The sequence below is a fragment of the Enterobacter sp. 725m/11 genome (assembly GCF_011683705.1).
Classification (GTDB): domain Bacteria; phylum Pseudomonadota; class Gammaproteobacteria; order Enterobacterales; family Enterobacteriaceae; genus Enterobacter; species Enterobacter bugandensis.
In genome coordinates this window covers 24152-44190 of record NZ_JAAQOK010000003.1, presented here as the reverse complement: position 1 = coordinate 44190, position 20039 = coordinate 24152, and the positions used below count along the sequence as shown (strand labels likewise).

Genomic DNA, 20039 nt, shown 5'->3' with positions numbered 1-20039 from the left:
ATCCCTTCCCGGCAACCATGAAAATGAGAAGCATTATCTTCAGTAAAAACAGGATGCCGCTCTGTGAAAATCGCTGCCGTTTGCCGCAATGCCCTTCTTCTGACAGGACTTTTTGTTTTAGGACTAACCTCAGCCGCCGCCGCAGACTGGCCGCGCCAGGTCAACGACAGCCGCGGCGTGCATACGCTTGAGAGCAAACCGACGCGCATTGTCTCCACCAGCGTGACCTTAACCGGATCTCTGCTGGCGATTGACGCGCCGGTCATTGCCAGCGGCGCAACCACGCCGAACAACCGCGTGGCGGACGCGCAGGGTTTCCTGCGCCAGTGGGGGGATATTGCAAAACAGCGTAAGGTTGCACGGCTGTACATCGGCGAGCCAAGCGCCGAAGCGGTGGCCGCCCAGATGCCGGATCTGATTTTGATCAGCGCCACCGGCGGGGATTCCGCGCTGGCGCTGTACGATCAGCTCTCCGCCATCGCCCCGACGCTTATCATCAACTACGACGACAAAAGCTGGCAGGAACTGCTGACCCAGCTGGGCACGATGACCGGGCACGAGAAACAGGCCGCTGAACGCATCGCCGCGTTCGATAAACAGCTCGCGCAGGTGAAACAGCAGATGAAACTGCCGCCGCAGCCGGTGAATGCCATCGTCTACACCGCCGCCGCGCACACGGCGAACCTGTGGACGACAGAATCGGCGCAGGGCAAGCTGTTACACCAGCTGGGCTTTACGCTGGCGGCGTTACCCGATGGGCTGCACACCTCAAAAAGCCAGGGCAAGCGTCACGACATTATTCAGCTGGGTGGAGAAAATCTGGCGACGGGGCTGAACGGCGAAGGGCTGTTCGTGTTTGCCGGCGACGAGAAAGACGTGGCGGCGATTTACGCTAACCCGCTGCTGGCGCACCTGCCGTCGGTGAAAAACAAGCGCGTGTGGGCGTTGGGAACCGAAACGTTCCGCCTGGATTATTACAGCGCGATGCTGGTATTAGACAGATTGAATGCGTTGTTTAGGTAGGCATTTTCCCTCCCTCTCCCCGCGGGAGAGGGCATCAGGCCGCACCGTCGTTCAACACGACCTCCTGCCTGAACCGCCGCAATTCCACCAGCGTCACCAGTAAGATCGCGCCAACCATCGCTAACACAAACCCGCTGCTGCTCGCCGACGCTACCGGGGTCATTATCGCCCCCAGCCCGCCGAGGATCGCCGCGCCAATTGCATCGCCCGTCACGTTCTGCGCGGTCCACAGGCCGTTGATACGCCCCAGCATCCCTTCCGGCGTCTGGGTCTGGATCAGGGTGTACTGTAAAAGTGAGCTGACCGCACTCAGCCAGCCGAAAATCACCAGACACATCACCCCCAGCGCCCAGACCGGCATCAGGCTGAAGAAGCCGATGGCGATAAACGAGGCCAGCGTCGCCACCAGCATAATCAAGCCCGGACGCGCGCTTTGGGCCAGGTTACCGCTAGTCAGCGCCCCGCAGGCCGCACCGAGCGGAATGGCGGCGTACAGCACGCCAATCTCCGAGGCGCTCATCTGCCACTCGCCCGCCAGCGCCGGGTAAAGCACGCGCACGGCGCTCGCCATCGTCAGCAGGCCGCCGAGCAGCGCAATGCCGCCAATCAGCGGGTTGCTGAACAGAAAACGAATCGCGGCCATCAGCGATTTCAGCGGGTGCTCGCGCGGATGCGGTGGCGGTGGCAGGAGCGGCAGACGCAGCAGCGTCAGGGTGGTGATAAAGGTGCCCGCCGCGGCAAGGCCGTAGTTCCAGGCCACGTTGCCCGTTGCCAGCAGCAGGCCGCCGACCATCGGCGAAATCACCGAGCCGAGGCGCACGGTGAGCATGGTGATCGCCCCCGCCTGCATCAGGTTCTCGCGGCCCACCAGCGCGGGCGTTGCCGCCAGCAGCGCCGTCACGCCGAGCGAGGCGAAAAAACCGTCCCACAGGCCAAGGGCATAAATCGCCATCAGCGACGGCTCCGGCAGCATCGCGTTCAGACACAGCCCGATAAAGCCCACCCCGCAGGTGCCGCGCGCGAGCAGGATCAGCTTCTTACGCTCGTAGCGATCCGCCAGCACGCCGCCGACCATCAGGCCGATAAACATCGCCCCGCCGGTTAAGGTGACGGATAGCCCCACCAGCCAGCTGGAGTGCGTCATGGTCTGGATCTGTACCGGCACGGCGACGCCGAGCAGGCCGAGGGACAAAATGGAGATAAAGCGAGCGATAAAAACGGCGCGATACGCCGGGTGCGTTTTCAACAGGCTGAGGTTAAGCAGCCAGGATTTTTGATTCATGACAAAGCCTTGAGTCTATTTCTACCCATTCCATGGGCGCACATGCTAACATAGCCAAATAAGATAGATAACGATAATCACTATCATTATCAAATCATGGATGTTGCTATGTCGTTTTCCTCTTCTGCGGTGCGCGCCATTGCCGTGCCCGTATTATTGCTACTGCTAATCCTTGCGATTGCACTCAGCCTGCTGGTCGGCGCGAAGCCGCTACCCGCCTACGTTATCGTTGATGCGCTCTCCGGCACCTGTCAGAGCGCCGACTGCACCATCGTGCTCGACGCCCGCCTGCCCCGCACTCTTGCCGGACTGCTGGCCGGTGGCGCGCTTGGCCTTGCGGGTGCCCTGATGCAAACCCTTACCCGTAACCCGCTGGCGGACCCCGGCATTCTTGGCGTCAACTCCGGCGCCAGCTTTGCCATCGTGCTCGGCGCAGCGCTGTTCGGGTTAACGTCGCCCTCTGAACAGCTGGTGATGGCCTTCTGCGGCGCGCTGGCCGCCTCGCTGGTGGTCGCGTTTACCGGCAGTCAGGGCGGCGGGCAGCTGAGCCCGGTTCGCCTGACGCTTGCGGGCGTAGCGCTCGCGGCGGTGCTGGAAGGCTTGTCCAGCGGCATCGCCCTGCTCAACCCGGACGTGTATGACCAGCTGCGCTTCTGGCAGGCCGGTTCGCTGGATATCCGCACCCTTGAAACCTTAAACGTGGTGGCAATCCCGGTCATTATCGCCGCCGTCGTGGCGCTGTGTTTAAGCCGGTCGCTGAACAGCCTGAGCCTCGGCAGCGACACCGCGACCGCCCTCGGCAACCGCGTGGCGCGCACGCAGCTGACTGGCCTGCTCGCTATCACCGTGCTGAGCGGTAGCGCAACCGCCGTGGTCGGTCCGATCGCCTTTATCGGCCTGATGATGCCGCACATGGCGCGCTGGCTGGTGGGGTCGGACCACCGCTGGTCGCTGCCGGTCACGCTGCTGGCCACTCCTGCCCTGCTGCTGTTTGCCGACGTGCTGGGCCGCCTGCTGGTGCCCGGCGAGCTGCGCGTCTCGGTGGTGAGCGCGTTTATCGGCGCGCCGGTGCTGATCTTCCTGGTACGTCGCAGACGCGGAGGTAGCGCATGATGGCTCCTTCCCGTCGTTTACTCACCAGCATCTTCCTGCTGGCTATCGCCATTACTCTGCTGGCGGTCTGGAGCCTGCAAAGCGGTGCCGTAACGCTTGATTTCGCGCAAGTCTTTCACGCCCTCACCGGCAGCGCGCCGCGTAACATCACCATGGTGGTCACCGAATGGCGACTGCCGCGCGTGGCGATGGCGATCCTGGTAGGCGCGGCGCTCGGCGTCAGCGGCGCGATTTTCCAGTCGCTGATGCGTAACCCCCTCGGCAGCCCGGACGTGATGGGCCTGAATACCGGCGCGTGGAGCGGCGTGCTGGTGGCGATGGTGCTGTTCGGGCAGCATCTGACGGCCATTACCTTTACGGCGATGGCGGGCGGCATTCTGACCTCGCTGCTTATCTGGGCCCTGGCCTGGCGCAACGGCATTGACACCTTCCGGCTGATCATTATCGGGATCGGCATCCGCGCGATGCTGATGGCGTTTAACACCTGGCTTTTGTTGCAGGCGTCTCTGGAAACCGCGCTCTCCGCCGGGCTGTGGTACGCCGGCTCACTTAATGGCCTGACGTGGGGCAAAACCTGGCCCGCCGCGCCGCTGATTTTGCTGATGTTTTTCGGCGCCCTGCTGCTGGTACGCCGGATGGACCTGCTGGAGATGGGCGACGACAGCGCCTGCGCGCTGGGCGTGAGCGTTGAGCGCTCGCGTCTGATGCTGATGCTGGTGGCGGTACTGCTGACCGCCGCCTCCACCGCCATCGCCGGGCCGATCTCGTTTATTGCCCTTGTCGCGCCGCACATCGCGCGGCGTCTTAGCGGCACCGCGCGCTGGGGCTTGACCCAGGCTGCCCTGTGCGGTGCGATGCTGCTGCTGGCCGCCGATCTCTGCGCCCAGCAGCTGTTTATGCCTTATCAACTTCCGGTGGGCGTGGTGACCGTCAGCCTCGGCGGGATTTACCTCATCGTCTTGCTCGTTCAGGAGTCACGCAAGAAATGACAGATTCAACAACCCGCTTGCGCGGCGAAAACTTGACCCTCGGCTATGGCAAAAAAATCATTGCCCGTGATTTAACCGTCGCCATTCCGGACGGCCACTTCACCGCGATTATCGGTCCGAACGGCTGCGGCAAATCGACCCTGCTGCGCACCCTGAGCCGCCTGATGTCGCCGTCAGAGGGCAGCGTATTCCTCGACGGAGAGCAGATCCAGCGCTTCGCCAGCAAAGAGGTGGCCAGGCGCATCGGGCTGCTGGCGCAAAACGCCACCACACCGGGAGACATCACAGTGCAGGAGCTGGTCTCGCGCGGGCGCTATCCACACCAGCCGCTGTTTACCCGCTGGCGCAAAGAGGACGACGAGGCCGTGAAGCGCGCGATGCAGGCAACGGGCATCACCGATCTGGCTCAGCAAAGCGTGGATACCCTCTCTGGCGGACAGCGACAGCGGGCGTGGATCGCGATGGTGCTGGCGCAGGAAACCGCCATTATGCTGCTGGACGAGCCGACGACCTGGCTGGACATCAGCCATCAGATTGACCTGCTGGAGCTGCTGAGCGAGCTGAACCGCACGCAGGGGTATACCCTGGCGGCGGTGCTGCATGATTTAAATCAGGCCTGCCGCTACGCCACGCATCTGATTGCCTTGCGCGACGGCGAGATTGTGGCGCAGGGCGCGCCGAAAGAGATTGTGACGCCAGAGCTGATCGAGCGGATCTACGGCATGCGCTGCATGATTATTGACGATCCGGTGGCGGGTACGCCGCTGGTGGTGCCGTTAGGTCGGCGGTAATTGCCGGGTGGCGGCTACGCCTTACCCGGCCTACATTCAGCTCCCGTAGGCCCGGTAAGCGCAGCGCCACCGGGCATTTTCACTACCCTAAAATTTCCTTCAGTACCGGCCCAATCTTTTCAAACGCCTGCGGTGAAATGATATCCACGTGGGCGCAGTCCTGGCTGTAGACCTCCAGCTCGCCCACCCACGGCGCCCAGGCCGTATGCGGATCCATCGTTCTCGTGCGTTCGGCAACAAACAGCGTCGCTTTACCGTCAAAGCGTGAACTGTGCGCGGTGGTGAGCAGCCGCACCGCGTCGGCGTAGTTGCCCTCAATGGCGTTAAACAGCTCGCTGGAGCCCTGCCCCTGCTGGGCGGCGATAAACGCCTGCCGCTCGCGCTCGATTTCCGCCAGCACCGCCGGGTCGAGGCCGTTAGCCTCTTTCTCCGCCCAGTTCTGGGTTTCCGGCGGCCAGGTATCCAGCAGGCCGAGGAAGGCTACGTTTTCACCCTGCTCGCGCAGACGGGCGGCAATGCCCTGCGCTAGCGTACCGCCGAGGGAATAGCCGAACAGATAATACGGCCCCTGCGGCTGCTGCTTACGCAGCGTATTCAGATGATGCTCAATGACTCCATCCAGATCCTCACGCTGCTGCATCGGCCCGTCCGGACGCGGCGATTGAATGCCGACGATTGACCAGCGCGGGCTGAGGTAGCGCGCCAGCACGCTAAACTGCCAGGCAAAGCCGGACGCCGGATGGAAGCAGAACAGCGTCGGGCCGTCGCCCTCACGCAGCGGCAAAAGGGTTTCATACCCCAGACGCTGCGCCTGCTCGTCGCTCAGTTGCGAGTCCAGCAGCGCGCTGAGCTTGCCGACCGTCGAGGCGACCATAATCTGCCCCGGCGTCACCTTGCGGCTTAACGCACGGCCGAGCTGAGCCGCGAGGCGCATCGCCAGCAGCGAGTGGCCGCCAAGGGCAAAGAAGTCGGCGTCGATATCGTTCACTTCGCAGCCCAGCAGCGCAGAAAACGCCTGCGCCACGACGGCTTCGGTTTGCGTCTCGGGTGCGCGACCGGAGGTTTTGCTGGTCAGCTCCGGCAGCGGCAGCGCCTTACGGTCGAGCTTGCCGTTGGCGCTGAGCGGCAGCGCGCTGATTTGCAGCAGCACCACCGGCACCATATGCGGCGGCAGCTGTGCCCTGAGCGAGTCCAGCAGCGCGTCGCGATCCAGCGGTAAACCGGATTCAGAAACCACGTACCCCACCAGTTGGCGGGCATCGCCGCCCGTTGCCGCAGCCTGATTAAACACGCACGCATGCGCCACGGCCTGGGCCACGTCCGGCAGCGACAGCATCGCCCGGTCGATTTCGCCCAGCTCAATGCGCTGACCGCGGATTTTCAGCTGGTCATCGCTGCGGCCCAGATATTCCACCGCCCCGTTGTCCAGCCAGCGGGCAACGTCTCCGGTGCGATACATCCGCTCGCCTGGGGCAAACGGATCGGCAATAAAGCGGCTGGCGGTGAGGTCGGGACGTCCCAGATACCCCTGGGCCAGCTGAATGCCGGTGAGATACAGATCGCCCGCCACGCCGAACGGCACCGGGCGCATCATCGCGTCCAAAATGCGCAGCCCCGTATTCCACACCGGGAAGCCGATCGGCACGCTGTTGCCCTCCACCGCCGCCAGCTCCGGGCCGCAAGCAGGATACCAGCTCACGTCCACCGCCGCTTCGGTTGGGCCGTAGAGGTTGTGCAGCGGTACATGAGTGAGCTGCTCCCACTCGCGGCACAGCGCCGTTGGCAGCGCCTCGCCGCTACAGAACACCTGCTTCAGCGTTCTGCAACAGTCGACGTTTTCCGGCGTCAGCGAGGCGACAAATGCCGCCAGCATCGAGGGCACGAAGTGGGTGGTGGTTACGCCATATTCTGCGAAGAAGCTCTGCATCGCCTGCGGATCGCGGTGCGCGTCCGGCTCGGCCATCACCAGCTTTGCCCCGGCGATAAACGGCCACCAGAACTCCCACACCGACACGTCAAAGCTGCACGGCGTTTTCTGCGCCACCACATCGTCCGCGCCCAGCGGATAATGATCCTGCATCCACTTCAGGCGGTTAACGATGGCGGTATGCCCCACCATCACCCCTTTCGGGCGTCCCGTCGAACCCGAGGTAAAGATGATGTACGCGGTCTGCTCCGGCTTCGCCAGACGCAGAGGTTCAGCGCCTGTGGTCGGCAATAGCATGTTGTAACTAAACGAAGGTATCGGCAGATCGTTAAAGCGCGGAAGCTGCGCGTCGGTGGTAATGAGGAGCGACGGTTTCGCGTCCTCCAGCATCATCCGCAGACGATCGTCCGGGTAGCCGGTATCCAGCGGCAGCCAGGCGGCGCCGGCTTCAACAATGCCGTGCAGCGCCAGGGTCAGGAACACCGAGCGCGGAAGCGCCACCGCCACGCTGTCGCCCGGCTTCACGCCGCGCGCGCGCAGCAGGTTTGCCAGCGCGACCACCTGCTCGCGCATCTGGCGGTAGTTCAGCTCAATATGGGCATCCGCCAGCGCGGGGGCGTCCGGCGTTTTGCTCGCCTGCTCCGCCACCAGATCCGCCAGCGTGGTGGAGGGCAGCGCCAGGCCGGTATCGTTGATGCGCGCCAGCCGGGCGTATTCCTGCTCGGATACGGTTTCCACGTCGCCACAGCGCAGGTCAGGGTTCGCGGCAAACTGCGCCAGCATCGCGTTCAGGCGCGAAACGTGGCGCTTCAGCGTCGCGTCGTCGTAACGCTGCCTGTTGGCGAGGATCTCAATGCTTAATCCGCCCTGCTCATCCGGGAACAGCGCCAGCTCGAGATCGTTCACCGGGCCGGTCGCCAGCGTGTGGGTGATGGCCTCCACGCCGTCAATATCCAGCTGATAATCAAACACCTTCACGTTCAGCACCGGCCCAAACAAGGGTTCGTCCCCTGCGGCCCGCCCACTGTCGCGTACGATCTGCTCGGCGTCGTAGCGCTGATGGCGGCGCATCTTTTTCAGCTGGTTCGCCAGGCGCAGCGCCAGCTCCGGCAGGCTCTCAAGCGGATTAATATTCACCGCCAGCGGCAGGACGTTAAGCACCGGGCCGGTTGCGGTCAGCGCGGCGGACCCCATGCGGCGCATAAAGATAAACCCGGCGGCGTAGTCCAGCCGTCCGGTGAGGCGGCCGAGCCACAGCGCCACCAGCGCAAGCGCCAGTTCGGTGCGCTGTGCCTGCCCGGCTGCCTGCGCCAGCTGGCTAAAGGCGCGAGCGTCCATTGCAATTTTCAGGCGCAGGATGTCGGTAGTGGCGGCGCGTCCCGGTAGCGGCGCGGAGGAGAGCGAGACCGGAGGAGGAAGCTGTTTGCGCTGCTCCTCCCAGAAGGCACCGTCGCGCTGATACGCCTCGCTGTCGCGATAGCGCTGATACTCTTCAACGACCTCGGCGAACGGAGTAAACGGTGAGGCTGGGGTGGGTTCCCCTTTCTTCCAGGCAGCGTAAATCGCGGCGATCTGGCGGGTAATCGCCGGGAAACTGAAGCCATCCACCACCAGATGGTGATAGCGCTGATACCAGTACCAGCGGTTGTCACCGACCTGAATCAGCTGATGAAAAGCGAGCGGCTGACCGCTGTCCACGCGCAGATCCTGGCTGAGATCGGCCTCCATCAGCGCCACGGCGGCGTCGTGAGAATCAACGCGAACGATGGACGGCTCCGGCAGGATCAGAGTCTCATCGACCCACTGCCAGACCTCGCCGTTATCTTCAGCGAAACGCGTGCGCAGGGTATCGGCCTGCATCATGCCCTCGGCGATGGCGTTAGCCAACAGCGGCGCGTCGATATTCCCTTTCAGCTCGGTATAGTGCGCCACGCTCCAGGCGTTTGGCAGCGAGGAAAGCTGCTCTGCCATCCAGATACCCGGCTGGGCGGCGACGAGAGGAAGACGATTCATGCGCGCTCCCCCGCAAAAGAGGACGGCTCAAGCGTCTGCCAGCGTTGCGCCAGCCACTGCTGGCACGCCTCCTGAGAGTGCGGTTCGCAGACCACGCGCCAGCCCGCGGGCAACTCGCACTGCTGCGGCCACAGGCTGTACTGCCCCTGGTCATTTTGCAAAATGGCGAACTGTCCCTGCGGATTATCGAAAGGATTGCTGAATTCCATACAGACTCCGTTATTGAATGAGCGGCTGCCAGAGGGTCATCAGCCCCTGCGTCAGCCCACCGCGCCAGCAAAGCGCATCGTGTCCGCCGTCAACCTGACGCCAGATAACCGGTTGCTGAGTGTGTAGTTCGGCGAGGATCGCCTGGTTTGCGCGCAAGATAAGCGGCTCGTTGCGCCCGGCTTCAAGAAGGATGCGTAACCCGCGAGGGGATATTTCGCCGGTTTTAAGTTGTTCGATTAACAGCCCGTCCTGCTGCCCGCCGCGGTGCGGCCACCAGTAGGAGCCGGACTGGCTGAGCACGCAGCCAAAACGCTGCGGCCAGTGCAGTGCGGCATAAAGGGAGGAGAGACCGCCAAAGCTTTGCCCTGCGACCACCGTACGGTCGGCGCGGTCGCTAAACGGCGCGCGTTGTTGGACAAGGGGGAGAAGTTCTTCCTGCACCGCCAGCCAGAAGTCGGGATTGCACGGCAGCTCGCGGTTACGGTGCTCCATATTAATAACATCGATTAAGACGTAGACCGCAGGCGGCAGGTTGCGCTCGGAGGTGAGCGACGCCAGCGCAGGCCAGACCGGCATGCTTTCGGCCCAGAACTGCCCGTCAAGCAGCACCGCCAGCGGGCGCTCGGGGCTTTCATCCCCGGTGGTAAAAATCCACACGCAGCGACGGTTCTTCAGGCGCGCGCTGTGCCACTCAATGCAGACAGGCTTTTTGTAAGGCGTATCAGGATGGTTCCAGCCCGGCTGTACGGGCGCCTCCGGCATTTCCAGCGCCGAGACGGCGTGCCCGCGCCCGCCGCGCCAGCTCTGCGGATTCAGCGGGTCTGAAACCGCGTGAGGCAGCAGCTTGCGCCAGCCTTCGCGCAGCGCCATGCGGTCCGGCTGCTCGCCTTCAAATACTGCATCGGCAAAATCGTTTTCGTTATCGGAGGGGATAAAACAGTAGCTGCCGCGCCATTCGGGGCTGAACTCCCCCTGCCACTGCCAGACGTCGGTATCGGGAATGCGTTCAAGCGATTGCGGGCGGGCATTCTGATGGTGGTCGGTCACGCCGGTAACGTAGAGCCAGACGCGTTTAACCGTTGAGGTCTGCTGGGTTCCTGCCGGGTCCCGCCACCAGAATGTGACGCGATAGTTTTCCTCATGACGTTGCCATTCCGGCCCGTTTTTCGACTGCCACCACGCTTCACTTCCGGTTGTTAACGCCGTCACCCTTATAACCCCATGTTTAGCAATATTTTTTGTTTCAGAGCAAATTTTATTGATAATATTATTGATAACTATTTGCATTTACAATAGCGTATTGCCCGCGCTGTGGGAAGCGCGTTCATAAATAACCATAAAAGCGGGACGTACAATGAATAAGAAGATTCACTCTCTGGCCTTGCTGGTCAATTTAGGGATTTATGGCGTCGCGCTGCCCGCCATGGCAGACGACAACGCCGCCTCTGCGCAGCACGAAGACACGATGGTGATCACCGCCGCCGAGCAGAATTTGCAGGCGCCTGGCGTGTCGACCATCACCGCCGATGAGATCCGCAAAAACCCGCCCGCGCGGGACGTGGCGGAAATCATCCGCACCATGCCGGGCGTTAACCTGACCGGGAACTCCACCAGCGGCCAGCGCGGGAACAACCGTCAGATCGATATTCGCGGCATGGGCCCGGAAAACACCCTGATCCTGATCGACGGCAAGCCCGTCACCAGCCGCAACTCCATCCGCCTGGGCTGGCGCGGCGAGCGTGATACCCGCGGCGATACCGGCTGGGTACCGCCGGAGATGATCGAGCGCATCGAAGTGATCCGCGGCCCGGCCGCCGCACGCTACGGTAACGGCGCGGCGGGCGGCGTGGTGAACATCATCACCAAAAAATTCGACGACCAGTGGCACGGCTCCTGGAACACCTACCTGAACGCGCCTGAACACAAGGATGAAGGTTCTACCAAGCGCACCAACTTCAGCCTGAGCGGCCCGCTGGGCGGCGACTTCAGCTTCCGCATGTTTGGTAACCTGGATAAGACTCAGGCCGACGCGTGGGACATCAACCAGGGCCACCAGTCTGAGCGTACCGGAGCCTACGCCAACACCCTGCCCGCGGGCCGCGAGGGTGTAGAGAACAAAGACATCAACGGCGTGGTGCGCTGGGACTTCGCGCTGATGCAGTCGCTGGAGTTTGAAGCGGGCTACAGCCGCCAGAACAACCTCTATGCGGGTGACACGCAAAACACCAACAACGACAACGCGTTGGTGAAGAAGAACTACGGCAAAGAGACGAACCGTATTTATCGCCAGAACTTCGCCGTGACCTGGAACGGCGGCTGGGACAACGGCATTACCACCAGCAACTGGGCGCAGTACGAACACACCCGCAACTCCCGCCTGGGCGAAGGGCTGGCGGGCGGTACGGAAGGCCTGTTCAACAGCAATAAATTCACCGACACCGATCTGGCCGACGTGATGCTGCACAGCGAAATCAACCTGCCGATTGATTTCATTGTGAACCAGAACCTGACGCTCGGCACCGAGTGGAACCAGCAGCGGATGAAGGATTCGACCTCCTTCTCGCAAACCCAACAGGGTGGCACCATCCCGGGCATGAGCGAAGACCGTAGCCCGTACACGTCAGCGGAGATCTTCTCCCTGTTCGCTGAGAACAACATGGAGCTGACCGACAGCACCATGCTGACCCCTGCCCTGCGCTTCGACCACCACACCATCGTGGGCAATAACTGGAGCCCGTCCCTGAACCTGTCGCAGGGTCTGGGGGATGACTTCACCCTGAAGATGGGCATCGCGCGTGCCTACAAAGCACCAAGCCTGTACCAGACCAACCCGAACTACCTGTTGTACAGTAAAGGCCAGGGCTGCTACGCCAGTTCCGACGGCGTGGGCTGCTACATGATGGGTAACGACGATCTGAAAGCGGAAACCAGCATCAACAAAGAGATTGGCCTGGAGTGGAAACGCGACGGCTGGCTGGCGGGCGTGACCTGGTTCCGCAACGACTACCGCAACAAGATTGAAGCGGGCTACGCGCCGATTGGCCAGACGTCCACCGGTAAAGTCACCACCGATATCTACCAGTGGGAAAACGTGCCGAAGGCGGTGGTGGAAGGTCTGGAAGGCTCCCTGAACGTGCCGGTCAGCGACACCATCAACTGGACCAACAACATCACCTATATGCTGCAAAGCAAGAACAAGGAGACCGGCGACCGTCTGTCGATCATTCCTGAGTACACGCTCAACTCAACCCTGAGCTGGCAGGTGCACCAGGATGTGTCATTGCAGTCGACCTTCACCTGGTACGGCAAGCAGCAGCCGAAGAAGTACAATTACAAAGGCCAGCCGGTGACCGGGTCTGAAAAAGACGAAGTCAGCCCGTACAGCATCGTTGGCCTGAGCGCCACCTGGGACGTGACGAAAAACGTCAGCCTGACCGGCGGCGTAGACAACGTCTTCGACAAGCGCCAGTGGCGCGCGGGTAATGCCCAGACCACGGGGAACGCGACAACCGGCGCGTATATGTACGGTGCGGGTGCGTATACGTATAATGAACCGGGTCGCACCTGGTATATGAGCGTAAACACAAGATTCTGATACAGGCAGTGACTTCCCCCTCTCCCTGTGGGAGAGGGTTGGGGTGAGGGCATCAGTCCGCACAATTCAGAGGGAAAAACCATGCACACCACCCACAACACATTTTCTCTCGCTGGCCTCACCCTCCACCGCATCATCTTCGACCCCGCCACCTTCACCGACGCCGATCTCCTCTGGCTCCCCCATCACGCCCAGCTCGCTGACGCCGGACGTAAACGCAAGGCTGACCATCTGGCAGGACGCATCGCCGCCGCGCACGCCTTACCTGACCACACCGTTCCCGCCATCGGCCCCAGCGGGGAACCGCTCTGGCCGGACGGAATTTCCGGCAGCATCACCCACAGCGGCACGGAGGCGATGGCTGTCGTCGCGCCATACCCTGCGCTTATCGGTATCGATAGTGAAGCGATCCTCGCCGAAAATGAAGCAAGGGAAATCAAAGATGGCATTATAGATGCCCAGGAAGAGCGTGTGCTTTCCCGCTCGGGTTACCCGTTCGCCCTCGCCCTGACGCTGGTTTTCAGCGCCAAAGAGAGCCTTTTTAAGGCCCTTTTTCCGCAGGTGCAGGCTTACATCGGGTTTGACAGCGCGCGCGTCACAATGCTCGATAAAGAGACGCTGATGCTGGCGCTGACTCGTCCGCTGACGGGATTTGACGAAGGTTTAGCCTTCACACTTCACTGGCTAGTCGACGACGAACAGGTCATCACCCTGCTATCACACGTTCCTGCCGACGCGCCTTCACGCTGGTCACCACAAACGTCACGATAAACACCACCGCGAACAGGACCACTATGGTCGGCGCGGGCGCGCTGTCGATATAAAACGAGGCATACACGCCGCTGACCGACACCAGTACTGATACCACCACTGCCACCAGCAGCGCCATGTGGAAGCGTCGGGCAATCAGCACCGCAATCGCACCGGGGGCAATCAGCAGCGAAATCGACAGAATAATCCCCACCGCCTTCAGCGTCGCCACGATGGTCAGCGACACCATGCACAGTAAGCCATAGTGCAGCCAGCGGGCGCGCAGGCCGCTCGCCTGCGCCTGCTGATAGTCAAAGCAGAACAGCAGGAAATCGCGCCACTTCAGGCCAATCACCAGCGCAATCAGCCCCGCGACGAGACCGCTTTGCAGAATGTCCATCCCGTTTATGCCCAGCATATCGCCGAACAGAATGTGGTCGAGATGCACCTCAGGTTTGACGGCGATATAGAGGATCAGCCCCGCGCCGAACATCCCGGAAAAGACGATCCCCATCACCGTATCCTGCTTGATCCGGCTGTTGTCCTTGAGGTAGCCAGTGGCGACCGCGCAAAACAAACCGGCAACGAACGCGCCCAGCGCCAGCGGCAGGCCCATCACCCACGCCAGCACCACGCCGGGAAACACCGCGTGGCTCATGGCGTCGCCCATCAGCGCCCAGCCTTTCAGCACCAGAAAAACCGACAGCAGCGCGCAGGGCACGGCTACCAGAAGTGAAATCAGCAGCGCGTTGTTCATGAACGCAAACTGGAAGGGTTCAAGGAGCAGCGCCATCATGGGTGTGCCTCCTTCGCGCGACGACGGCTGGCGAGCAGCCCGTGCTTCGGCGCAAAGACGAACGCCAGCAGGAACAGCAGCGTCTGGGCGACCACAATAATGCCGCCGGTGGCGCCGTCCAGGTAATAGCTGGCCCACGCGCCGAGGAAGCTGGTGAGGCTGCCAATGGTGACGGCAATCATCAGCAGACGCGGGAAGCGGTCGGTGAGCAGCCACGCGGTTGCGCCGGGCGTAACCACCAGGCAAATCACCAGAAACGCGCCGACGGTTTGCAGCGCCGCCACGGTGGAGACCGCCAGCAGCGTGAAGAACAGTACCTTCAGGCGCTCCGGGCGCAGGCCGATGGCGCGGGCGTGGTTCTCATCAAAAAAGGTCACCATCAGATCTTTCCATTTGAACAGCAGGATGACGATCGACACCACGCCGATAATCGCCAGCTGGACGATATCCTCCGGGGCGATAGCCAGAATATTGCCGAGCACGATGGTCTGAATATTCACCGAGGTTGGGTTGAGCGAGACCATAAACAGCCCCAGCCCGAAGAAGGAGGAGAAGATCAGCCCGATGATGGCGTCCTCCTTCAGGCGGCTGCGCTGGTTGAGAAACAGCATGCTGCCCGCCGCCAGCCCGCCCGATAAAAACGCCCCCAGCGAGAACGGCAGCCCGAGCATGTAAGCCCCCGCCACGCCCGGCACGATGGAGTGCGAGAGCGCATCGCCGATCAGCGACCAGCCTTTGAGCATCAGGTAGCAGGAGAGAAACGCGCACAGCCCACCCACCATCGCCGAGACCCACATCGCGTTAAGCATGTACTCATAGCTGAAGGGTTCGAGAAGCGCGTTCATTTAGCCTCCTGCCGGTGCGTCACGAAGGGTCGCTCATCGTCGGTAATGATGCGATCTTCCGAGCCGCTGAGTACCACGTGGCGCAGCACGCCGCTGAAGGCGCGCTCAAGGTTTTCGGCGGTGAAGGTGGTTTCCGTCGGACCGCTCGCCAGCACGGTGCCTTTGACCATCACCGTGTAATCGCAAAACTCCGTGACCGAGCCCAAATTGTGGGTCGAGACCAGCATGGTTTTGCCCTCGTCGCGCAACTCGCGCAGCAGGCTGATGATTCTGGCTTCGGTTTTAACGTCCACGCCGGTAAACGGCTCGTCGAGCAGGATCACCTCGCCCTGCTGGGCAATCGCCCGCGCCAGGAAGACGCGCTTCTTTTGCCCGCCGGAGAGCTCGCCAATCTGTCGATGGCGCAGCTCGAGCATATCCACGCGCTTCAGGGCGTCGGTCACGATCTGCCGATCCTGCGCTTTAGGCCGCCGCAGAAACCCCATATGCCCGTAGCGCCCCATCATCACCACGTCCTCGACCAGAACCGGAAACGACCAGTCGACCTCTTCCGACTGCGGCACGTAGGCGACCAGGTTCTGGCGCAGCGCCCGGTGAGGCGGCAGCCCATTGAGGGTGATAGTGCCGCTCGCCGCCCGCACAAAGCCCATCACCGCCTTAAACAGCGTGGACTTGCCGGAGCCGTTCACCCCCACCAGCGCGGCAATCGATCCGCCGGGCACGCTGAACGACGCATTGCGCAGCGCCGTGTGGCCGTTGCGGTAGGTCACGGTCACGTCCGTGACGACAATCCCCTTCTGCATGGTCACTCCTTCATGCCGTCGCGAATGCCCTGCACCAGCGTGCGGGTGGTCACGTTCAGCAGATCGATATAGGTCGGCACCGGGCCGTTTTCCGCGCTCAGGGAGTCAACGTACAGCACGCCGCCGTAGTGGGCGCCGGTTTCCCGCGCCACCTGACGCGCCGGCTTATCGGAAACCGTGCTTTCGCTGAATACCGCCGGGATGCGATGTTTCTTCACCAGATCGATCACCTTGCGCACCTGCTGCGGCGTCCCCTGCCGATCGGCGTTGATCGGCCACAGGTAAAGTTCCTTCATGCCCAGATCCCGCGCAAGATAGGAGAAGGCGCCCTCGCTGGTCACCATCCAGCGTTTGTCTTCCGGGATGGCCGCCACCTGCTTGCGCAGCGGTTCAAGTGTCGCGACGATCTTCTGCTTGTAGGCTTCAGCGTTACGTTGGTAGACCTGCGCGTTGGCCGGGTCGTACTTCACCAGCGCGTCGCGGATGTTATCAACGTAAATCAGCGCGTTGTCCGGCGACATCCACGCGTGCGGGTTAGGCTTGCCGTCGTACGGCCCCTCGCTGATGCCCATCGGGGTGATGCCCTGGGTGACAATCACCTCCGGCACGCCGTTCAGATGCTGATAAAAACGCTGGAACCACAGCTCCAGGTTCATGCCGTTCGCAAGGATCAGCTGCGCCTTTTGCGCGCGCTTGATATCCCCCGGCGTCGGCTGGTACTCGTGGATTTCAGCGCCCGGTTTTGTGATGGAGGTGACTTCTGCGGCATCCCCCGCCACGTTTTTCGCCATATCGGCGATGACGGTAAAGGTGGTGATAACCTGAAATTTTTCAGCCGCCTGCGCGCCGGTGGCGGTCGCGGCCATCAACAGCGCGCCGAGCAACAGACGCTTCAATCCTTGCCGTGGGTACATCGCAGCACTCTCCAGAGGTGATTAAATTCAACGCAAAATTAGCCCGTGCTATAAGGTATAGCACAGGCTATATTTAAATGAAAATGGTTATCATTAAAGTTATGTCAATTAAGGGTGGGCCTGACGGCGCTTCGCTTATCAGGCCTACGGAAAAGCAGTTTTGAAGGCCGGGTAAGCGCAGCGCCACCCGGCAAAAAAATGGCTGGATTTTTAATTAAAAGAGTTTGTCATTACTCAAACATCCGGGAACATCACGCTATTCCCCGGCGCTTCCCGGTGCAGGTGGATAAAGTTCAGGTGCCGTTCATACTGGTCCAGAATATCCGTAATCACCTGCTCCTTGCTGTAGTCCATCAAATCATTCCCCTGGCTACCCTCCAGTAAGAAGGTTTCCAGCCGGTAGTAGGTTGATTTCCCGCTGCGCGCCCGGTAGGTAAAGCCGGGTACCGAGTACTGCTGCGGCCAGATCTGATAGACAAAGTTCTGCTCGTCGCCCATGTGCACCAGCAGATCCAGATGTCCCAGGGTTTCACCCTCCTCCGGCGGCAGGTTTTTCAGCTCCACGTAGGCGCCGCGCAGCCTCAGCTCCTGCGCCACCTCTTCCATCGCCGGGAAGCAGATCGTCTCCATCATCTGTTTGGTGTAGCGCGTGCCCGGGTAGTTCATCAAGCGCGACAGGCGTTTCTTCCAGCTCAGCCTGTCCTGGGCGCCCATTGGCCGCGGCGCGGTGTCGCGGCTGGCGCTGACGCGTCGATAGTCTTCCACCTTGAGCGATTTATACAGCCCGGCCATCACGAAGAAGATCACAAAGCTGAACGGCAGCCCCATAATCACCGTGGTGTTCTGCAACGCCGAAATGCCGTTGGTCATCAGCATGCCGAGCGTCAGCAGGCCGATGGCGACGGACCAGAAGATACGCAGCCAGTTCGGCGCGTCGCTGTTGATGTCCTTCAGCTTCGAGGTGAAGTTCCCCAGCACCAGCGCGCCGGAATCCGCTGAAGTGACGTAAAACAGCAGGCCGGTGATGGTCGCCACGGAGGCGCTAAAGGTAAACGCCGGATACTGCGCCAGTAGGCTATAGAAGCCGCGCTCCGGGTGCGCCATCGCTTCCTGGGCAAAGGTTGCGTTGCCGTGGATGATCTCGTGCAGCGCGCTGTTGCCGAAAATCGACAGCCACAGCAGGGTAAAGGTGAACGGGATGATCAGGGTGCCCATCACAAACTGACGAATGGTGCGCCCGCGCGAAATACGCGCCAGGAACAGGCCAACAAACGGCGACCATGCGACCCACCACGCCCAGAAGAACAGGGTCCAGTTGTTCATCCACTCCACCGGGCGGTCAAAGGCGAAGCTGTTCAGCGTCATGCCCATGAAGCGGTTCACGTAGTCGCCCACGTTCAGCACCAGGGCGTTGAGCAGGAACGACGTGTCGCCCATAAACAGCACGAACAGGATCAGGCCCAGCGCCAGCGCCACGTTCAGCTCAGAGAGCACGCGGATGCCCTTATCCACGCCGGAGGTCACCGAAATGGTGGCGATAATCACCGAGAGCGCAATCAGCGCCGCTTTCGCCGCCATCGAATCCGGGATATCAAACAGCACGCTTAGCCCGTAGTTGAGCTGGACCACGCCAATGCCGAGCGTCGTCGCGATGCCGAAGATGGTGCCAATTACCGCCGCAATATCGACGCTGTGGCCAATCGGGCCGTTAATTCTTTTCCCGAAAATCGGGTACAGCGCGGAGCGGATGGTGAGAGGCAAATTATAACGATAGCTAAAGTATCCGAGCGCCATCCCCATCAGGGCATACATCGACCAGCCCGTCAGGCCGTAGTGGAACAGCGTCCAGACCATCGCCTGGCGTGCGGCCTCCATCGTCTGCCCCGCCCCTTCCGGCGGCTTCATATACTGCGTGACCGGCTCGGCTACCGAGAAGAACATCAGATCGATGCCGATGCCCGCGGCAAACAGCATCGCCGCCCAGCTCAGCAGGCTGAACTCGGGCTTGGACTGCTCTGGCCCGAGCTTCACCGAGCCGAAGCGCGAGCAGGCAATGCAGACCACGAAGACGATATAGAGCGTCGCCGCCAGCAGGTAGTACCAGCCGAAGGTCTTCGACACCCAGTTCAGGGTGCGGCCAATCCACTCGGCAGAAAAATCGTTAAAGAAAATGGTCGTCAGGGAAAACAACAAAATCAGCCCGGCGGACGTATAAAAAACGACCGGGTTGATTTTGTCTTTTTCTCTGTCTTGTGAAAGGTCTGTCATCCAGTATCCCCACTGTTTTTGTAACTATTGAAATCCAAAATCGCAACAATTAAGACACATTTTATATTGAACGTCCAATCAAAAACCGCTTTAATAGATTACCAACGCTGATGAATGGAGTGGCAAAAATGCCCAAAGTGGGGATGCAGCCGATCCGGCGCAGGCAACTTATCGACGCCACGCTGGAAGCAATTAATGAAGTGGGCATGCATGACGCAACCATTGCGCAGATCGCCCGTCGGGCGGGCGTGTCCACGGGGATCATCAGCCACTATTTCAAAGATAAAAACGGCCTGCTGGAAGCGACTATGCGCGACATCACCGGCCAGCTGCGCGATGCGGTATTAAGCCGCTTACGCGCCCTGCCGAACGGCAGCGCGGAGCAGCGTTTGCAGGCGATTGTCGGCGGCAATTTTGATGAAACCCAGGTGAGCAGCGCGGCGATGAAGGCCTGGCTGGCCTTCTGGGCGAGCAGCATGCATCAGCCGATGCTCTACCGTTTGCAGCAGGTCAGCAGCCGCCGGTTGCTCTCAAACCTGGTGTACGAGTTCCGCCGCGAGCTGCCGCGTGAACAGGCTGAAGAGGCGGGCTACGGGCTCGCCGCGCTGATTGACGGGCTGTGGCTGCGCGCCGCGCTAAGCGGCAAACCGCTGGACAAAACCCTCGCGCAATCGCTCACCAGCCACTTTATCAGCCAGCATTTACCGACCGAATAACCGA

General features: G+C 61.4%; 16 protein-coding genes. 7 read left to right on the top strand and 9 right to left on the bottom strand.

The features are described 5' to 3' along the window. Window positions 1-63 precede the first annotated feature (63 nt). Window positions 64-1023, top strand: coding sequence for a Fe2+-enterobactin ABC transporter substrate-binding protein (gene fepB, locus HBA26_RS01860; RefSeq protein ID WP_126345054.1), 960 nt, complete (start codon window positions 64-66; stop codon window positions 1021-1023). 34 nt (window positions 1024-1057) lie between these two features. Here the strand turns inward: fepB and entS are convergent, their stop codons facing one another. Continuing rightward, entirely contained in the window at window positions 1058-2305 is a 1248-nt protein-coding gene (gene entS / locus HBA26_RS01855) for an enterobactin transporter EntS (protein ID WP_126345055.1), read from the bottom strand. Between the two features lie 108 nt (window positions 2306-2413). On the opposite strand from entS, the gene fepD reads away from it, so the two are divergent. From fepD to fepC, 3 genes are read left to right on the top strand one after another with little or no spacing between them, the layout of a single operon-like run. Then, the gene (gene fepD / locus HBA26_RS01850; RefSeq protein WP_063154734.1) at window positions 2414-3418 is read left to right on the top strand and encodes a Fe(3+)-siderophore ABC transporter permease; all 1005 of its coding nucleotides are present in this window, start codon (window positions 2414-2416) and stop codon (window positions 3416-3418) included. Continuing rightward, window positions 3418-4407: an iron-enterobactin ABC transporter permease gene (gene fepG / locus HBA26_RS01845; protein ID WP_166720750.1), complete on the top strand. Its 990-nt coding sequence runs from the start codon at window positions 3418-3420 to the stop codon at window positions 4405-4407. Before fepD ends, fepG begins: the two co-directional genes overlap by 1 nt. After that, window positions 4404-5198 carry an iron-enterobactin ABC transporter ATP-binding protein gene (fepC, locus tag HBA26_RS01840; protein WP_126345056.1) on the top strand — a complete coding sequence of 265 codons (795 nt, stop codon included), beginning with the start codon at window positions 4404-4406 and terminating at the stop codon, window positions 5196-5198. Before fepG ends, fepC begins: the two co-directional genes overlap by 4 nt. A gap of 82 nt (window positions 5199-5280) precedes the next feature. On the opposite strand, the gene entF is transcribed toward fepC, so the two are convergent. The 3 genes from entF to fes are packed head-to-tail and all read right to left on the bottom strand — an operon-like array spanning window position 5281 to window position 10557. Continuing rightward, window positions 5281-9138 (bottom strand): enterobactin non-ribosomal peptide synthetase EntF, encoded by a 3858-nt coding sequence (gene entF / locus HBA26_RS01835; protein WP_166720746.1) that lies wholly within the window; start codon window positions 9136-9138, stop codon window positions 5281-5283. Then, window positions 9135-9347 carry an MbtH family NRPS accessory protein gene (locus HBA26_RS01830; RefSeq protein WP_028012289.1) on the bottom strand — a complete coding sequence of 71 codons (213 nt, stop codon included), beginning with the start codon at window positions 9345-9347 and terminating at the stop codon, window positions 9135-9137. Before HBA26_RS01830 ends, entF begins: the two co-directional genes overlap by 4 nt. A gap of 10 nt (window positions 9348-9357) precedes the next feature. Further along, window positions 9358-10557: an enterochelin esterase gene (fes, locus tag HBA26_RS01825; RefSeq protein ID WP_126345058.1), complete on the bottom strand. Its 1200-nt coding sequence runs from the start codon at window positions 10555-10557 to the stop codon at window positions 9358-9360. Window positions 10558-10702: 145 nt separating this feature from the next. Between fes and HBA26_RS01820 the strand changes: the two genes are divergently transcribed. Then, a complete protein-coding gene (locus tag HBA26_RS01820) occupies window positions 10703-12943 on the top strand; it encodes a TonB-dependent siderophore receptor (protein ID WP_126345059.1) in 2241 nt (746 codons plus the stop codon). 81 nt (window positions 12944-13024) lie between these two features. Further along, entirely contained in the window at window positions 13025-13714 is a 690-nt protein-coding gene (entD, locus tag HBA26_RS01815) for an enterobactin synthase subunit EntD (RefSeq protein ID WP_126345060.1), read from the top strand. Here entD and sitD read toward each other — a convergent pair. From sitD to betT, 5 genes are all read right to left on the bottom strand, one after another. Next, the gene (sitD, locus tag HBA26_RS01810; RefSeq protein WP_126345061.1) at window positions 13650-14489 is read right to left on the bottom strand and encodes an iron/manganese ABC transporter permease subunit SitD; all 840 of its coding nucleotides are present in this window, start codon (window positions 14487-14489) and stop codon (window positions 13650-13652) included. The genes entD and sitD overlap by 65 nt on opposite strands. After that, window positions 14486-15334: an iron/manganese ABC transporter permease subunit SitC gene (gene sitC, locus HBA26_RS01805; RefSeq protein ID WP_126345062.1), complete on the bottom strand. Its 849-nt coding sequence runs from the start codon at window positions 15332-15334 to the stop codon at window positions 14486-14488. Before sitC ends, sitD begins: the two co-directional genes overlap by 4 nt. Next, complete coding sequence (locus HBA26_RS01800; protein ID WP_047367689.1) at window positions 15331-16137, bottom strand: manganese/iron ABC transporter ATP-binding protein; 807 nt, start codon at window positions 16135-16137, stop codon at window positions 15331-15333. Before HBA26_RS01800 ends, sitC begins: the two co-directional genes overlap by 4 nt. Window positions 16138-16139: 2 nt before the next feature. Then, the gene (locus tag HBA26_RS01795) at window positions 16140-17051 is read right to left on the bottom strand and encodes a metal ABC transporter substrate-binding protein (RefSeq protein WP_126345063.1); all 912 of its coding nucleotides are present in this window, start codon (window positions 17049-17051) and stop codon (window positions 16140-16142) included. A 234-nt stretch (window positions 17052-17285) separates the two neighbouring features. After that, window positions 17286-19319, bottom strand: a complete 2034-nt coding sequence (gene betT / locus HBA26_RS01790) for a choline BCCT transporter BetT (RefSeq protein ID WP_126345064.1) — start codon at window positions 19317-19319, stop codon at window positions 17286-17288. Window positions 19320-19447: 128 nt separating this feature from the next. On the opposite strand from betT, the gene betI reads away from it, so the two are divergent. Next, complete coding sequence (gene betI / locus HBA26_RS01785) at window positions 19448-20035, top strand: transcriptional regulator BetI (RefSeq protein WP_049138744.1); 588 nt, start codon at window positions 19448-19450, stop codon at window positions 20033-20035. Window positions 20036-20039 lie beyond the last annotated feature (4 nt).

What these genes read in the sequence shown, in the direction of transcription:
- betT (WP_126345064.1), bottom strand. Translation starts at nt 19,319, where the DNA reads ATGACAGACCTTTCACAAGACAGAGAAAAAGACAAAATCAACCCGGTC.
- sitD (WP_126345061.1), bottom strand. Translation starts at nt 14,489, where the DNA reads ATGATGGCGCTGCTCCTTGAACCCTTCCAGTTTGCGTTCATGAACAAC.
- HBA26_RS01795 (WP_126345063.1), bottom strand. Translation starts at nt 17,051, where the DNA reads ATGTACCCACGGCAAGGATTGAAGCGTCTGTTGCTCGGCGCGCTGTTG.
- HBA26_RS01830 (WP_028012289.1), bottom strand. Translation starts at nt 9,347, where the DNA reads ATGGAATTCAGCAATCCTTTCGATAATCCGCAGGGACAGTTCGCCATT.
- HBA26_RS01800 (WP_047367689.1), bottom strand. Translation starts at nt 16,137, where the DNA reads ATGCAGAAGGGGATTGTCGTCACGGACGTGACCGTGACCTACCGCAAC.
- fepC (WP_126345056.1), top strand. Translation starts at nt 4,404, where the DNA reads ATGACAGATTCAACAACCCGCTTGCGCGGCGAAAACTTGACCCTCGGC.
- entF (WP_166720746.1), bottom strand. Translation starts at nt 9,138, where the DNA reads ATGAATCGTCTTCCTCTCGTCGCCGCCCAGCCGGGTATCTGGATGGCA.
- entD (WP_126345060.1), top strand. Translation starts at nt 13,025, where the DNA reads ATGCACACCACCCACAACACATTTTCTCTCGCTGGCCTCACCCTCCAC.
- sitC (WP_126345062.1), bottom strand. Translation starts at nt 15,334, where the DNA reads ATGAACGCGCTTCTCGAACCCTTCAGCTATGAGTACATGCTTAACGCG.
- betI (WP_049138744.1), top strand. Translation starts at nt 19,448, where the DNA reads ATGCCCAAAGTGGGGATGCAGCCGATCCGGCGCAGGCAACTTATCGAC.
- HBA26_RS01820 (WP_126345059.1), top strand. Translation starts at nt 10,703, where the DNA reads ATGAATAAGAAGATTCACTCTCTGGCCTTGCTGGTCAATTTAGGGATT.
- entS (WP_126345055.1), bottom strand. Translation starts at nt 2,305, where the DNA reads ATGAATCAAAAATCCTGGCTGCTTAACCTCAGCCTGTTGAAAACGCAC.
- fepD (WP_063154734.1), top strand. Translation starts at nt 2,414, where the DNA reads ATGTCGTTTTCCTCTTCTGCGGTGCGCGCCATTGCCGTGCCCGTATTA.
- fepG (WP_166720750.1), top strand. Translation starts at nt 3,418, where the DNA reads ATGGCTCCTTCCCGTCGTTTACTCACCAGCATCTTCCTGCTGGCTATC.